The sequence below is a fragment of the Prescottella sp. R16 genome, from assembly GCF_030656875.1.
Taxonomy (GTDB): domain Bacteria; phylum Actinomycetota; class Actinomycetes; order Mycobacteriales; family Mycobacteriaceae; genus Prescottella.
Window position 1 is genome coordinate 2887482 of sequence record NZ_CP130943.1, and the last position, 14632, is coordinate 2902113.

The 14632-nt window shown below is 67.4% G+C and carries 14 protein-coding genes and 1 pseudogene; 5 read left to right on the top strand and 10 right to left on the bottom strand.

The genetic code is table 11. The features are described from left to right. The first annotated feature begins 9 nt into the window (after positions 1-9). Complete coding sequence (locus tag Q5696_RS13535; protein WP_305091848.1) at positions 10-861, top strand: DUF4352 domain-containing protein; 852 nt, start codon at positions 10-12, stop codon at positions 859-861. Positions 862-1016: 155 nt separating this feature from the next. Here Q5696_RS13535 and Q5696_RS13540 read toward each other — a convergent pair whose 3' ends face one another. Both Q5696_RS13540 and Q5696_RS13545 read right to left on the bottom strand, forming a co-directional pair. Beyond that, positions 1017-2027 (bottom strand): nucleotidyl transferase AbiEii/AbiGii toxin family protein, encoded by a 1011-nt coding sequence (locus Q5696_RS13540; protein ID WP_305095289.1) that lies wholly within the window; start codon positions 2025-2027, stop codon positions 1017-1019. Beyond that, positions 2027-2644, bottom strand: a complete 618-nt coding sequence (locus Q5696_RS13545) for a hypothetical protein (RefSeq protein WP_305091849.1) — start codon at positions 2642-2644, stop codon at positions 2027-2029. Before Q5696_RS13545 ends, Q5696_RS13540 begins: the two co-directional genes overlap by 1 nt. Before the next feature lie 153 nt (positions 2645-2797). On the opposite strand from Q5696_RS13545, the gene Q5696_RS13550 reads away from it, so the two are divergent. Further along, positions 2798-3229 (top strand): RES domain-containing protein, encoded by a 432-nt coding sequence (locus Q5696_RS13550; RefSeq protein ID WP_305091850.1) that lies wholly within the window; start codon positions 2798-2800, stop codon positions 3227-3229. 146 nt (positions 3230-3375) lie between these two features. Here the strand turns inward: Q5696_RS13550 and Q5696_RS21490 are convergent. From Q5696_RS21490 to Q5696_RS13565, 4 genes and pseudogenes are all read right to left on the bottom strand, one after another. After that, positions 3376-3750, bottom strand: a pseudogene (locus Q5696_RS21490) (DUF6508 domain-containing protein); the annotation flags it as partial. Beyond that, positions 3747-4868 carry a restriction endonuclease subunit S gene (locus Q5696_RS13555; RefSeq protein WP_305091851.1) on the bottom strand — a complete coding sequence of 374 codons (1122 nt, stop codon included), beginning with the start codon at positions 4866-4868 and terminating at the stop codon, positions 3747-3749. The gene Q5696_RS13555 and the pseudogene Q5696_RS21490, both read right to left, overlap by 4 nt. Then, positions 4865-6478, bottom strand: a complete 1614-nt coding sequence (locus Q5696_RS13560) for a class I SAM-dependent DNA methyltransferase (protein WP_305091852.1) — start codon at positions 6476-6478, stop codon at positions 4865-4867. Before Q5696_RS13560 ends, Q5696_RS13555 begins: the two co-directional genes overlap by 4 nt. A gap of 2 nt (positions 6479-6480) precedes the next feature. Next, the gene (locus Q5696_RS13565; RefSeq protein ID WP_305091853.1) at positions 6481-8568 is read right to left on the bottom strand and encodes a hypothetical protein; all 2088 of its coding nucleotides are present in this window, start codon (positions 8566-8568) and stop codon (positions 6481-6483) included. Between the two features lie 169 nt (positions 8569-8737). Between Q5696_RS13565 and Q5696_RS13570 the strand changes: the two genes are divergently transcribed. From Q5696_RS13570 to Q5696_RS13580, 3 genes are all read left to right on the top strand, one after another. Further along, positions 8738-9592 carry an RNase H family protein gene (locus Q5696_RS13570; protein ID WP_305091854.1) on the top strand — a complete coding sequence of 285 codons (855 nt, stop codon included), beginning with the start codon at positions 8738-8740 and terminating at the stop codon, positions 9590-9592. A gap of 65 nt (positions 9593-9657) precedes the next feature. Beyond that, entirely contained in the window at positions 9658-10119 is a 462-nt protein-coding gene (locus tag Q5696_RS13575; protein WP_305091855.1) for an Rv1352/Rv1906c domain-containing protein, read from the top strand. A 27-nt stretch (positions 10120-10146) separates the two neighbouring features. Beyond that, entirely contained in the window at positions 10147-10758 is a 612-nt protein-coding gene (locus Q5696_RS13580; RefSeq protein WP_305091856.1) for a DUF2510 domain-containing protein, read from the top strand. Between the two features lie 35 nt (positions 10759-10793). On the opposite strand, the gene Q5696_RS13585 is transcribed toward Q5696_RS13580, so the two are convergent. From Q5696_RS13585 to hrcA, 4 genes are all read right to left on the bottom strand, one after another. Beyond that, positions 10794-11540, bottom strand: coding sequence for an alpha/beta hydrolase family protein (locus tag Q5696_RS13585; protein ID WP_305091857.1), 747 nt, complete (start codon positions 11538-11540; stop codon positions 10794-10796). A gap of 2 nt (positions 11541-11542) precedes the next feature. Next, a complete protein-coding gene (locus Q5696_RS13590; RefSeq protein WP_305091859.1) occupies positions 11543-12304 on the bottom strand; it encodes a 16S rRNA (uracil(1498)-N(3))-methyltransferase in 762 nt (253 codons plus the stop codon). 6 nt (positions 12305-12310) lie between these two features. Continuing rightward, on the bottom strand, positions 12311-13468 hold the full coding sequence (gene dnaJ, locus Q5696_RS13595) for a molecular chaperone DnaJ (protein WP_305091860.1): 1158 nt from the start codon (positions 13466-13468) through the stop codon (positions 12311-12313). 66 nt (positions 13469-13534) lie between these two features. Then, positions 13535-14578 carry a heat-inducible transcriptional repressor HrcA gene (hrcA, locus tag Q5696_RS13600; RefSeq protein WP_305091861.1) on the bottom strand — a complete coding sequence of 348 codons (1044 nt, stop codon included), beginning with the start codon at positions 14576-14578 and terminating at the stop codon, positions 13535-13537. Positions 14579-14632: the final 54 nt, after the last annotated feature.

Here is a 14632-nt window from a genome sequence, read left to right on the forward strand (position 1 = left end):
TCAATGTAGATGGGTGTGTCGACGGTCATTGCCGCCGACCACACGATCGTAGATTTCGGCAATCTTTTCCTGATCGAATTTTTCGATAACCCTCCTTATCGATCGAAAGATGGGTTCGATCCGTCGATGGCGACATGCTTGCGGCACACCACCGGCCAGGCCAGGAACCAACTGTCGACGGCCGCGTGGTTCGAGTTTCCCGCATCGAAAGGTCGTGTCATGTCCGAGTTTCAGGGGCCGAACCCCCAGCAGTTCCCGCCGCAGCCGGGTTACGGTGTTCCGCCGGTGCCGCCGAAGAAGAAGTCGCGTAAGTGGCCGTGGGTGGTCGGTGCGATCGTCGCGGTGTTCGTGATCGCCGGTGTCGCAGGTGGCGGCGAGAAGGATGCCGCCACCCCGAGCACGAAGGCGCCGGCCGCGGCGGCCGATGGGGCGCCCGCAGCAGCTGCCGAGGAGACTCCCGCGGCGGCGGGTGTGGGGACTCCGGTGCGGGACGGGAAGTTCGAGTTCACGGTGACGAACGTCGAATCCGGCCTGTCGTATCTGGGTGACAATCCCATCCTGGCGAAGAAGGCGCAGGGCCAGTTCGTGGTGGTGACGATGACGGTGTCGAACACGTCGGGTGAGCCGAAGGGGGTCAGCCCGAGTGACCAGAAGTTGTTCGACACGGAGGGCCGCGAATTCAGTGCGGACACCTCGGCAGCCCTGAACCTCGACACCGATGTCGCGTTCTGGGACAAGATCAATCCCGGTAACGCGGTCACGTTGAAGATGGTCTACGACATGCCGGCCGGTGCGGTTCCCGCATCGATGGAACTGCACGACTCCATGTTCTCCGGCGGCGTGGACGTGGCTCTGCAGTAGACGCTGTCGTGACGGTGCGGTGCGCTCACTGGAGGGGGGTGAGCGCACCGCGCCGCATCCATGTCGCCTGGTCACGACGGACGATTCGGGGTTCGTTCATCACGTTCGCGGCATCGACTCCGTCGACGGCTCACGACGGGCCGAGCATCGAGCAGTCAGAGAAGGCGGCGGTGCGCCCGGATCGTGCCCAGACAATCGACCAACGTCGGCTTGGTGCCGTACACCAACTCCATGGCCTGTCGGTAGCCGTCCTCGAGGGCTTCGGCGCCTGGATGTCGGTGGGCAACGAGTGGACTGTCCCCGAACCCCTCTGCGGGCCGGGGTGTATAGCTGAATTCAGCTTTCTCACTGTGTTCGTCCACGTCGACACAGAGCGCTGCTATCCCAGTCGGACCAAGCTCTTCGAGCGCTGTAACGACGTGGTCGTCAGCGAGCAAGCAGTGAATGTCGTAGAGATGTCGGGCGTTACGCCGCAACGCAGACAACGCCGCTTCGTCCGGGGCGCGACTGGCCGCGTCGTGCAGGGCAGCGAGCTTCTCGAACAGGGTCCGTTCCGGCGCCAGCACTTCTACCTCGAACGGCGCGAACTCCTCCCATGTGTCGGGCGTGTCCCCGAGTACGTCGATCGCGAAGTCCGCGATCAGAGATCTGATCCGGTGCTGCCGAGTGGGAAAGGTGCCACCGCGCGATCCCATCTCGAGCAACACCCCTTCGCTGATCGCCTGCACCGCAGCAGGGGACGGCGCGACAAGAGTCGGGTAGAGATAGCGCACATTGCGTTTGATCCCTGTCGTCGACTCCTTCGGAACGATCTGGTTGCTCTCCAAGCCCAGATGCTGTGCGGCTGCGTCCCTCTTCGCTTTGAGCGCCCTGTCCCGGCTTCCCGCTCCCATACCGATGTCAGGGAACACGAGCAGCACGTCGACGTCCTCGGAGAATCGTTCGATCAACCCGTAGGCCCGCGACAGCGACGTGCCGCCCTTGAAGATCACACGCAGCTCACCGGTACCGGCCGGGCCGGCCACCTCGTACGGGGCTGCGACTGATCGCAGGACCTCCATTGCCCAGAAATCCTTCTCCAGGAACGTTTGGTCCAACGACAGTTGTTCGGCGGCGGCGCCGATCAACGCCGTCAGGTCGTCGAGGTGCTCACGCAAACGAAGCATCACGCGACGACGCCCGACGCGCGTAGCCCGTCCTGTAACCGGGCCAGCGCTTCTCGCAGTGCCGACGAGTGTTCGTGTTCGGCTGCTGCGACGAGCTTGTTCCAGCGCAATTTTCGGGATGCCGTCGCCGCACCCAACGCGGACACCAACGCCTCCCACCCCTCGTCGACAGTGGTCTTCCAGTCGCCGCGCAACAGTTCCAACGCCGCGATTTCGAGGGGCCGCAGCGAAGCGCGGGCAGGGTTGGACCGCGTCGTTACCCGCACCGGCAGCCCCGCCGGAACACGGCGACCGGTCACGGCTATCGCCGGCTGTGCAGGCACCTGCGTCGTCAGCCCGAAAGCACGCGCCGCGGAGAATCCCGTCGGGCCGACTCCCGCAGTGCCCAGGACTTCGGTGACCACTGCGTCGGCGGTGGGGCGAGTCATGCCGTAGCGAGTCTTGACCCCCTTGAAGTAGAGGCCCTTGCGGATCCGAATCAGCTCACCACGTGCACGCGCACGCTTGACAGCCGAGGCTGCGGCATCAGCAGAGCCCGGTAGCTTCCTCGTATGCACGAAGGAACCGACCGGGACAGCCTGCAACGCCTTCCCCGCAGGACCCACAGCAACCGTCATGGGCAAAACTGTATCGAAAACATGTCACAAAAACCATCTCTACCAGCGATGTAGGGAATCACAGCGTGCACGAAGGACCGTCGACATATCTCTACCAATGGTTGATGTGGTTGAGCAGGCTCAGGTTGACGTAGTCGACCAGCCGGGAGGCGCATGAGCACCTTGGCCGAACAGGAACGCAAGCTCATGGAGTTACTCACCCGCCGCGTCCACCAGGCGTTCACCGACGCGGGAACGGTGCATCCGCATCTGGTCACCTTGTGGAAGATCCTGCGTGAGGCAGCTGACCCCGTGGACGTGCGCGGTGTGGCTGCGCAGCCGTTGCTGCGCGGGCACCGTGTGGCGAACAGCCCGTGGTGGTTCGCTTCTTCCGGTGGCGGCCGGTTCGATCTCGCTCTGCCGCGGGGCACCTGCTATCTCGCCCTCGACGAGGCCACTGCGATCCGGGAGACCGTCGGGGAGGCAGGTGACGCCAGCTGGCCGGTGGATCCGAGCCCCGAATCGTTCGCGGTGGCCGCACGCCGGCAGGGTTTCACCGTCGCCCGGCCGCCGCGGTCGGTGCGGATCGTCTCACCACCCAACTGAGCGGATCGAGAACTACCGACCCGACCAACGTGTACGCCTGCCTGGTTACTCGGCGGTCGAGGTCTCACTTCCTGTCGGCGCGAAGTCCAGGAGTCGTACCAGTAGCCGTGGAACGGTGCGGTTCTCGAACGCCTGCGCCAACGCCCCTCGCTGAATCGGTCCTGTCGGATCAGTGCGGTGAGGAGTCCCACGGTTTGCGCCCACGTCAATGTGTCCGGGTCGAAGGTTTCGCCGGCGACGAGTCGGCGGCCTTCCTCCCATTCCGGCCATGCGAACGGAACAATCAGACCCAGGTTGTAGATCGTCTGCACGGCCTCACGCATCAACTCGCCTGAGAACGCATATCCGAGCTTGAAAGAGTTGTCCCCTATCCGTTTCGGCGGGACCCACCGCGCGAACGGGCCGCCGTGTGCGGCGACCCGTTCGGTGATGTCACGCAGTCTCGACCAGTCGGCCGGAGCGAGGGACGCCCCCACCGCATCCGCCAACTCGACGAGTTCCCTCGTGACCTCGTCTGTCACAACGCAGCCTCCACCACACGCTCCGCATCGCGGACGCGGAGTTCACCCGACATCAGGCGTGGGAGGAGGGCGTCGCGGAGGGTGGAGAGGGTTCGGGATTCGACAGACAACTGGTCCTGGATACGCAGCAGTTCACCTGCACGCGTAGAGAATTTACTCATCCTCTGATCGTCGACAATCGGAATGCTCCGCCTCAGCGCTTGATCTCGATTCAGGCCCGGGACAGCCGAGTCAGAGTTGTACTCACTCCAATCCAGAGACCGCAGGAGGTAGTAGAGGTAGACGATCGTGCCCTCACTCACCGGAACGACAAAGAAGGTCGTATCAATCGGATAGGTCGGCACGTTCGACCAGTGCACTGCACCGATCGTGCCCTTCCTGCCAACAACAACTGCAGGACCATCGATCAGCGCTTCGTTGTGATATCCGGTGACACCACCACTGCCGATGACCGGCACGCCACCGCCCAACCGTTTGGTTGCCGGCAAGGCCTTTCCGTAGTTCAAGGACAGGACGTCACCCAACGCACCTGACGCTGCATCAAGCTGTGCGTGCCGAAACATTGCTGCAGCCAACTGATCGGAGGTCTCGGCCAGCTTCCGGTTCGCGGCGATCTTGTCGTCGAGGGCGCCGAGGACTTCGGCGATGGCGCGCTGCGACCACAAGTCCGGAAGTTCCGGGAGTTGGAAGTTCTTGACGTCTGCGACACGCAGATGCGCGACGGTTGAGCCCATTGCTCCCGAGACGAGGCGACTTTGCACTGTTGGACTGACAAGGAGGTAGTACAGGAAGCCCGGATCAACGATTGCAGGGTTAGCACGTAGATGGGTAGTTCTTTGTCCTGCAGCATATTTACCGCCGGCTGGAATTCGAATCACCGGCCCAACGGGAGCCTCCCGAGCGAGAAGTAGATCGCCCTCCACCGGCACGAGTCTGCGCGTCCACGTCGCAAAGGTATCCTTGGAGATTCTGCGTGCCTGCTCCAAATCGAGCATGTTGCCGCGCATGGCAGGAGTCCCAATAGCGAAGTACTCACCGTCGATCGTCTCCGGCGCCGTGCGATTTACACAATCAACTACCTCAAGGCACGCGTCGGCGAGCGAGATGCGCGTAGTCACTGCACCCTCCCCAACTGCTCCCGCACAACCTGCTGCAACCGCGCACTCTCGTCGAACTGGGCATACAGTTCACCGGTCAGCCGGGCAATCTTTTCTTCGATGGGTTCGCCGTCGTCTTCGATGGGGGCGGCACCGACGTAGCGGCCGGGGGTGAGTGCGTAGTCAGCTTCCTTGATCTCGGCGAGGGTGGCCGAGTAGCAGAAGCCTGGCTCGTCGGCGTAATCAGCTTGGGAAGCTGAAGACGTTCCGCGCCAGGCATGAACCGTGCCCGCAATCTTAGCGATGTCGTCGTCGGACAGGGCCCGCTCCGCACGATCCACCATGTGGCCGAGATTGCGGGCATCGATGAACAGCACCTGCCCCTGACGATCCACCTTGCCCTTCGGGCCGGCGGTCTTGTCCTTCGCGAGGAACCACACGCACACCGGGATACCGGTGGACCGGAACAGTTGGGTGGGTAGTGCCACCATGCACGACACCAGATCCGCCTCCACCAGCTGGGCCCGAATATCGCCCTCCCCACCGGAATTCGACGACATCGACCCGTTCGCCATCACAATGCCGGCGCTACCTCGCTCGGCGAGCTTCGAGACGATGTGCTGAATCCAGGCGTAGTTCGCGTTACCGGCCGGCGGAACACCGTACCGCCAGCGCCGGTCGTCCTCCTTACGCGTCCAATCCTTGATGTTGAACGGCGGATTCGCCAGCACATAGTCTGCCAGCAGATCCGGATGCTTGTCCTGCGCGAACGTGTCCTCCCAACGGTCCCCCAGATTGCCCGTCACACCGTGGATCGCGAGGTTCATCTTCGCCATCTGCCAGGTGCGCTGATTCAACTCCTGGCCGAACACCGACGCATCCTGCGGATTACCGCCGTGCTGCTCGATGAACTTCTCCGTCTGCACGAACATGCCACCAGAACCGCAACACGGGTCGTACACGCGGCCACCGAACGGCTCCAACACCTCCACCAGCACCCGCACCACACCGGCCGGCGTATAGAACTCGCCGCCCCGCTTACCCTCGGCGCGCGCGAACTTCTCCAGAAAGTACTCGTACACCTCCCCCAGCAGATCCCGCGCCTTCGACGCCCCCACACCCGTGAACCGGGTGTCGCCCAGCAGGTCGATCAACTCGCCCAACCGGCGCTGATCGACACTGTCGTTGTTGAAAATCGTCGGCAGCGTGCCACGCAGGCTCTCGTTGGCGTCCATCAACTGCCGCATCGCGGCGTCGATCAGGTCGCCGACAGTGGCGCCTTCGACGCCCGGCGCCTCCGCGATACCCTTCGCGTTCGCGGCCAGGAATTCCCAGCGGGCCGTGTCCGGAACCCAGAACACGCCACCCGCGCGGTACTCGTCCTCGTCGTCGATCAACTGCGCGATCTGGTTCTCGTCCAGACCGTCCGCTACCAGTTCCGCACGAATCTGCTCACGCCGCTCGGTGAACGCGTCCGACACATACTTGAGGAACACCAGCCCCAGGATCACGTCCTTGTACTGGGACGCGTCCATCGACCCGCGCAACTTGTCCGCAGCCTTCCACAGCGTGTCCTTCAGTTCCTTCATCGTCGACGGCGCCGCGTCGACGGTCTTCTTCCTGGGGGGCATCCTCAGCCTTTCTCCGGTTCCGACACAGTTTCCTCGGCGACCACCAACACGCCCCGACCCACCCCGTCCACGACGGTGTCGGTCAAGCGGTCGATCGTCGCCACCAATTCTTCGGCCGCCTGCCTGCGGCGGCGCAGATCCGCCAACGCCGCCGTCACGGCAGGCACACGGGACGGTTCGACGCGGGGAATCTCCCACGTACGCCACGGTTTTCCTCGACGCACCGCACCCGACGTGCGGTCCCCGATCCCCACTGCCCGCAGATGCCCGGCGATCAGCTCCGGCACCAGCCCCGAGGCGAGTGGATCGGCGACCCGCATGATCCGGGCCGGGGCGAGTACGACCGACGACCCCTCGACGTCGACCGTCACCCCGAACCCCGGAACGGTGCAGAACACGATGTCGCCGGGCTCGGTGTAGCGACCGTTCGGGTGCCGCGTCGTAAACACCAGACGGTCGATTCCCCGCTCCCCCACCGAACGACGGCCCAGGACCTCGTCGGGCCCGATCACCCGCACCACCCCCGCGGCGTCGTCGGCGCCGGATTCCGACAGATCCGCGGCGTCGATCCTGTTGCCCGGCACCACCGTCAACTCCCGCGACCGCGCCAGCAGACCAGCCGACACCGTCGGGGCGGCAGCGGACCGGTACTCGACCGGAACCGTCAGATGCGGGTCGATCCGCGCCGCCCGATCCCGGTACTCCCCCACCAACTGGACCACCCGCCCCGCCGCCTCCGCTGCCGGACGGCGCGGACGCGGCCCCCGATGCGGGCGCGGCGGCGCCAACGTCCCCGACGCCAGCAGCTCCGCCGTCCGATACACACCCCCCACCCGGAACGAGTGGGCGCGCAACGACTCCCAGGAGCCCATCGCGGCAAGCACATCGGACAGCACCGCCTCGGTGGTGTAGTCGTCGAGCTCCACCCCACCCAGATCCGCGAGTACCGTCCACCGGTCACCCGGCGCGATCGACGCGTCGGCGCAGCCCAGCACCCACAGCGCCATCGACAACCCGGGCCGGGACACCAACAGCCCCTCCGGCAACCGCACCACTGCGCGAATCCGATCCGACCGCAACAGCGCCGACCGCACCGACTCGGCCTCCCGATCGGCGAGCGGATCGACGAGCGCACTCGCCGGCCCGACGATCACCGCGACCTGGCCGTCCCGCATCTGCAACACCAGATCGTCGATCGCGGACAGGATCTCCATATCCGACAGGAACGGCGCACCCGATCCGGGGAACTGCGTCAGAAACGTCGCCGGCCCCGGAACGCCGTCGTCTTTCCCGGCCGAACGGATCCGCCACTGGTGCACGACCAGCCGGCGGTCCGCCAGCCGTGACGCCGCGGTGTCCGCCCCACCGGTGACCGCGACCGCGTCCGTGTACTCCGGCAGCATCGACCGCAACGTCACCAACAGGTCGCTCCCCGCATCCGACGGGTCGACGAACACCGCCCCCTCCGCGCCTTCTGTGCCCGACAGCACCATCGCGACCCGGGCCGCCAATTCGAGGGCGGCAGGCCGCAACACGGGATCACTCGAATCCTGCAGTCCGTGTCGAAACCGTTGCCGCATAAGCGCTTCGAACGCCTCCGCCGGCGTGTAAGCAGCATCGGACATGATGTCGACGTGCCCGGCGAGCACCTCGAGATCGTCCCCGAGCCGCTCCACCTCCCGGAACAGGAAACGATCGTCCGGGTCCAGACCGTCGACCTCGTCCAGCAAGTCCTCGGCATCCCACTCCGCGAGCTGACCACCGAGGAGAACCTTGACGCACAGCAGCGCCGTCACACCGTCCAGGACGGCATCCGACGGCAACGCCGACTCGTGCCCCAGCACCGCATGCAGGGCGAGATCCTCCACGACCGTGTCACTGTTACCCAGTCCACGGGCCCGGATCCACCGCACCACCTCGTCCGCCGCATAGTGCTCCACCCGGTCCCGCGTCGCGACCGGACTCGGGAACGGGAGCGCGGTCGACCGGTAGCGGTTGATCCACATCGTCACCACGGGCCGCCGGACCTTCGCCAGCTCGGCGATGGCCAGCTTCGACAGCAGCAGGGCCGGCATCACGCGATCGTCCATCGTGTCGTACCCCTTCCGTACCGTGCGGACTGTCGCCGGGAAACATTACCCGGAAATCAACTTATGTATTACACATCGTCGATAACCCCCGTTATCGCGTTCCTCTTGGCCTCCAAGACCGCTCCTGTCGCAGTGTTGTCTCAGCAATGACAACCGACAGGAGCCACCGATGACAGTCGCCGTGATCCACACCCGACAGAGTGCCGAGCACGATCTCACCGTCGCCGGCATCGCGCTGGCCGACGGTGACAGCGTGCGGACCGACGTGCTCACCCGGCCCGGCGCCGACGCCCAGGCCCAGGCCCAGGCCCAGCAGGCCACCGTCCTCGACGCCTTCGAATCGATCTACCGACAGGCCCTCGCAGAGCCGACCCCGCCGGTGCTGTACGTCGGCCACGCCGAAACCCGCGCCGCACTGACCGCCGTCGCTGCATCGTTCCCGGCGGTACAGTTCGTCACCACCACCCGCGGCCGGATCCCGGCACTGCTCCACACCGCGGGCACCGCCATCTCCGCACACCTCGCGTCCCTCCGGCCCGAACCGGAGCCGACCACCGCCCCGAAACCGGAACTGCTGGTGGCCACCGATGCCTCGAAGTGCACCCGCCGCCGCGGCGTCGGAGTCGCCTGCGTCAGCGCCGACGGCATCCACCGCCAGAAAGTGGTGGAGGACGTGCGTTCCGTCCTGCACGGCGAACTGCTGGCCATCGAACTCGCCGTAACCAGCTTCCCGAACCGTCCGCTGCACGTCCTCACCGACAGCAGAGCCGCACTCGCCTGCCTCGGTACAGACCGCATCGACCACGGCGACGCCTCGGCGACCGTCGACCGCATCCGCCACCGCACCCGGGGACTCGCCGTCCGCTACTCGTGGGTGCGCGGACACAACGGCCACACGCTCAACGAGGCCGCACACCGGCTCGCCGTGGCGGCCCGCCGTGGACACGAAGCCGACATCCCTCAGCAGATCCGGCATGCAGTGGCCGGCAACATCGTCGCGCCCCTGCTCACCCACGCCGCCTGACACCCACACACCACCGGCCCGCAGCAACACCGTCGCGGGCCCTCACCACCCATCGGAGGAACATCATGCGCACCATCACCGCCGTCCTCGGCACCACCCTCGCTGCCGCCACCCTCGCCGTCGGCGCCACCGGCACCGCGAACGCGGCCGCCACCAGCATCACCGGCGAAGGCACCTACATCGTCGGCGTCGACATCGAACCCGGCCTGTACGTCTCCGCCGGCGCCGTCGACACCGACTTCGACTGCTGGGGTACCCGCCTCTCCGGATTCAGCGGCGAATACGACGACGCCATCGCCTACGTCTACGGCAAGGACCGCGTCGTGGTGCGGATCGAACCCACCGACGCCGCATTCGACACCTGGAACTGCCGCACCTGGACTCGTCTCGCCGAAACCCCCGCACCGGCACCGGCACCGGCACCGGATCTGACGGGGCCGCTGGTCGGCTCGGCCGTCGTCGGCAGCGCAGTGGTCGGCAGCGCCGCACTGCCCACCGTCGTCGGCCTGATGGCCACCGGTTCCTGATATCGCCCACATCACGAGGAGCACTCGATGACGACCTTCACCCGCACCGCACTCGCGATCGGAACCGCAGTCACCGCACTGTCCGTCCTCACCGCCTGCGCAAACTCCGGTGCCGCGGACACCGCTGCCGCGCCGACCACCTCGGCCGCACCGACCGAATCCCCCGAGCAGGCTGAGGCCCGCCGGCAGGCGGACGCCGCCGCAGCCAAGGCGAGGCAGGAAGCGGCCGCCGCAGAAGCCGCGAAACGACAGGCCGAAGAAGCTGCGAAGAAGGACCCCGCCACCTACGAACAGCTCAGCACACGTGACTTCGCGCTGATCGCCAAGAATCCCGCAGCCGCGGTGGGCCGCAAGGTCGTCGTGTACGGCCGCGTCACCCAGTTCGACTCCGCCACCGGGACGAGCCAGTTCCTCGCCCGCACCGCACCCTCCGTCCCCGACAGCGTGTACGACTACGACCAGAACACCCTGATCGTCGGAGACACCACCGCCCTGGTCGAGAACGTGGTCGAGAACGATCTGGTCACCATGCACGCGGAAGTGCTCGGCTCCTTCACCTACGACACCCAGGCCGGCGGCAGCACCACCGTCCCGAAGCTGCAGGTCAACATCATCGAGGTCACCGGGTCGGCCCGCTAGGGAACCGATCCCACCGCCGTCGCGGCCGGCAACCACTACCCGAGCAGGATCTCCCGGGACAGCTTCCAGCTCACCGTGTTCGGGTCGAGGAACGCGAAGTGGTCCTCCCCGTCGATCAGGTGCAGTCGCACCGGGTCACCGGCCGCGACGGCGGCGTCGTGGTAGCGGGAGGCCACTTTCGCCGGCACCTGGGCGTCCTCGGTGCCGTGCAGGACCGCGACCGGCACCCCGATCGGGAGCCGGTGTTGCGGCGACCCCGACCGGTACAGGTCGGGGTCGGCGTCGAACGGCACCCCGAACAGGTCCTCGATGTAGTCGATGCGGCGGCCGCGTTCGCCGGCCGACGCCATGTCCAGCGCGCCGGCCTGCGACACGAACAGTTCCGGCCGGACCGTCGTATCGTGTTGCCCGGCAAGCCAGATCGCGAGCTGGCCGCCCGCCGAATGCCCCACCACCCGCACCCGGTCCAGGTCGAGTGGCACCGGCGACGCGTCCGCGACCGGCCCGGCGAGCGCGTCGAGGGCCGCGACGATGTCCGACGACATCTCCGGCCACCGCCCGCCCGCACCGAGGCGCCGGTACTCGACGTTCCACACCGCGACCCCGCTGCGCGCCAACTCCACCGAGAACGCGGTTCCCAGGTTGAGGTGGTACTTGCCGCTCCAGTAGCCGCCGTGGATCACCATCACCACCGGAACCGGCTCGGCCACAGGGTTTTCCGGGGCATAGAAGTGCCCGAACTGCTGCGACTCCGGGCCGTACTCGATCCGTGTCCTGGCCATGTCTACTGCACCGGCTCCGACGTCCAGCGGTCGGTGAGGACCCCGATGGCGCCGAGGGCGACGGCGGCGGCGGTGGAGGTGCGCAGGACGGTGGGGCCGAGCAGCACGGCGGTGGCGCCGGCGTCGGTGAGGGCGGTGATCTCGTCGTCGGACAGTCCGCCTTCGGGGCCGACGACGAGCATCGCCTCGGGGGCGTCGCGCCACGGCAGTGATGCGAACGGCGTCTGCGCGGATTCGTGGAGGACGGCGACGATCCCGCCGCGTGCGACGACTCCGCGGACCTGCTCGAGGATCTGCGGGGTGTGGTGCAGGTCGGCGACGTCGGGGACGAACGAGCGCCGTGACTGTTTGGCCGCGGCGACCGCCGCGTTGCGCCACCGGGTGACCCCCTTGGCCGTCTTGGTGCCTTCCCAGCGGGCGACGCAGCGCGCGGACTGCCACGGGATCACGGCGTCGATACCCGCCTCGGTGGCGAGTTCGACGGCGAGTTCGGAGCGTTCCGATTTCGGTAGCGCCTGCACGAGCGTCACCGCCGGGGTGGGCGGCTGCTGGTCCCGGCGGGCGGTCACCTCGAGGTCGAGGCGGTCCTTCCCGGCGGCGACGACGGTGGCGTCGGCGATGCCGCCGCGGCCGTCGGCGAGCAGTAGCCGTTCACCGGCTCTGATGCGTCGCACGGTCGCGGCGTGCCGGCCCTCGGGGCCGTCGAGCACCGCCGGCTGTCCGACACCTGGGAGCGGATCGAGGTAGAAGACCGTTGCGGCCATCGGTCGTCAGCGGCCGCTGAACGCGTCGCGCAGCCGGGAGAACAGGCCTCCGCTGTTCTGCGATCCGGTCGAGACGACCTCCGCGTGATCCCGGTCTCGGTGGTTCTTGAACTCCTGCAGCAGCTTGGTTTGCTTGCTGTCGAGGCGGGTGGGGACGACGACCTCGAGGTGCGCGTGGATGTCGCCGCGCACCGTCGTCCGCAGCTTCGGCATGCCGTGGCCGCGCAGCACCGACACCGAGCCGGGCTGGGTGCCCGGGTCGACGGTGATCTCGGTGAGCCCGTCGAGGACGGTGTCGAGGGTGACGGTGGTGCCGAGGGCGGCGTCGACCATGGGGACGCGGATGGTGCAGTGCAGGTCGTCGCCGTCGCGGACGAACACGTCGTGCGGCTGCTCGATGACCTCGACGTACAGGTCGCCGGCCGGTCCGCCGCCGGGGCCGACCTCGCCCTGCGCCGCGAGCCGGATCCGCATGCCGCCGGCCACACCGGCGGGGACCTTGACGGTGATGTCGCGGCGGGCCCGCACGCGGCCGTCGCCACCGCACTTGTGGCACGGGTCGGGGATGGTCTCACCGGCGCCGCGGCACGTCGGGCACGGGCGCGACGTCATGACCTGGCCGAGGAACGACCGCTGCACCGACTGCACCTCGCCGACGCCGTCACACGTCTCGCAGCGGATCGGCTTCGAGTCGCCGTGCGTGCCGGAACCGGCGCAGCCGTCGCACAGGATCGCGGTGTCGACGGTGACGGTCTTGGTGACGCCGGTGGCGCACTCGGCGAGCGTCAGCTTGGTGCGCAGCAGCGAGTCGGCTCCCGGCTGGACGCGGCCACGCGGACCTCGCGACGTGCCGCCGGCGCCGCCGCCGAAGAACGCTTCGAACACGTCACCGAGGCCACCACCGAATCCGGCGCCGCCGAATCCGCCCGCGCCGGCTCCGCCGCCCTGCTGCAGCGGGTCACCGCCGAGGTCGACGATGCGGCGCTTCTCCGGATCGGACAGCACCTCGTATGCGGTGGAGACCTCCCGGAACCGGGCCTGTGCGGCCTCGTCCGGGTTGACGTCGGGATGCAGTTCCCGGGCCAGCTTCCGGTACGCCCGCTTGATCTCCTGGTCGGTCGCCTTCTGCCCGACACCGAGGGTGCCGTAGTAATCCCGTGCCACTTCGGTTCTCTCGTCCTTCTCTATTTCGTTCGCATCACGCGGTGACCGGCCCGTCGGCGGCGCAGATCAGCGCTCGCCGAGGACCTCGCCGATGTACCGGGCAACGGCAGCCACCGAGGCAATTGTTCCCGGGTAGTCCATCCGGGTGGGACCGAGGACCCCGACACCCCCGAAGATGGTACCGGCGGCGCCGTAGCCGGTGGAGATCACCGACGTGCCCCGCATCTCCGCGACCTGTGTCTCCTCGCCGATCCGGACGGTGACACGGCCCGCGTCCTGTGTCGCGGCCAACAGTTTGAGGACCACCACCTGCTCCTCGAGCGCCTCGAGGACGGAGCGCAGCGATCCGGGGAAGCCGGCCTGGGCCGCGAAGTCGGCGGCGTTGCGGGTGAGGTTGGCGGTCCCGCCGAGGACGAGGCGGTCCTCGGGATGTTCGACGAGGGTCTCGACCAGCACGGTCGCCGACCGGACGACGGCGTCACGGATGTTGTCGGGGGCGTCCTCGGCCAGTTCGGAGACCGCGATCGACGCGGCCGCGAGCCGCTTGCCTTCGAGGGCGCCGCCCAGCAGGTCCCGCAGCCGGGCCAGGTCGTCGTCGTCGAGGACGTCCCCGAGTTCGACGATCCGCTGGTCGACGCGGCCGGAGTCGGTGATGAGAACCAGCAGCAGCCGGGCCGGGGTGAGCGCGACCACCTCGAGGTGCCGCACCGACGACGCCGACAGCGTCGGATACTGCACGATCGCGACCTGTCGGGTGAGCTGGGCCAGCAACCGGACGCCGCGGCGCAACACGTCGTCGAGGTCGACGCCGGATTCGAGGAACTGCAGGATGGCGCGGCGTTCGGCCGCGGACAGCGGTTTGACGTCCGCGATGCGGTCGACGAACTGCCGGTAGCCCTTGTCGGTGGGGACCCGGCCCGAACTGGTGTGCGGCTGGGTGATGTAGCCCTCGGCCTCGAGGACGGCCATGTCGTTGCGGACCGTGGCGCTCGACACGCCGAGATTGTGGCGTTCGACGAGAGCCTTCGATCCGATGGGCTCCTGCGTGGCGACGTAGTCGGCGACGATGGCCCGCAGAACCTCGAACCGTCGTTCCTCGGTACTCGACATCGCTGTGCACCTCCGTTTCGCCACGAGTGCCGGAATGACCCCGGTATCGAGTCT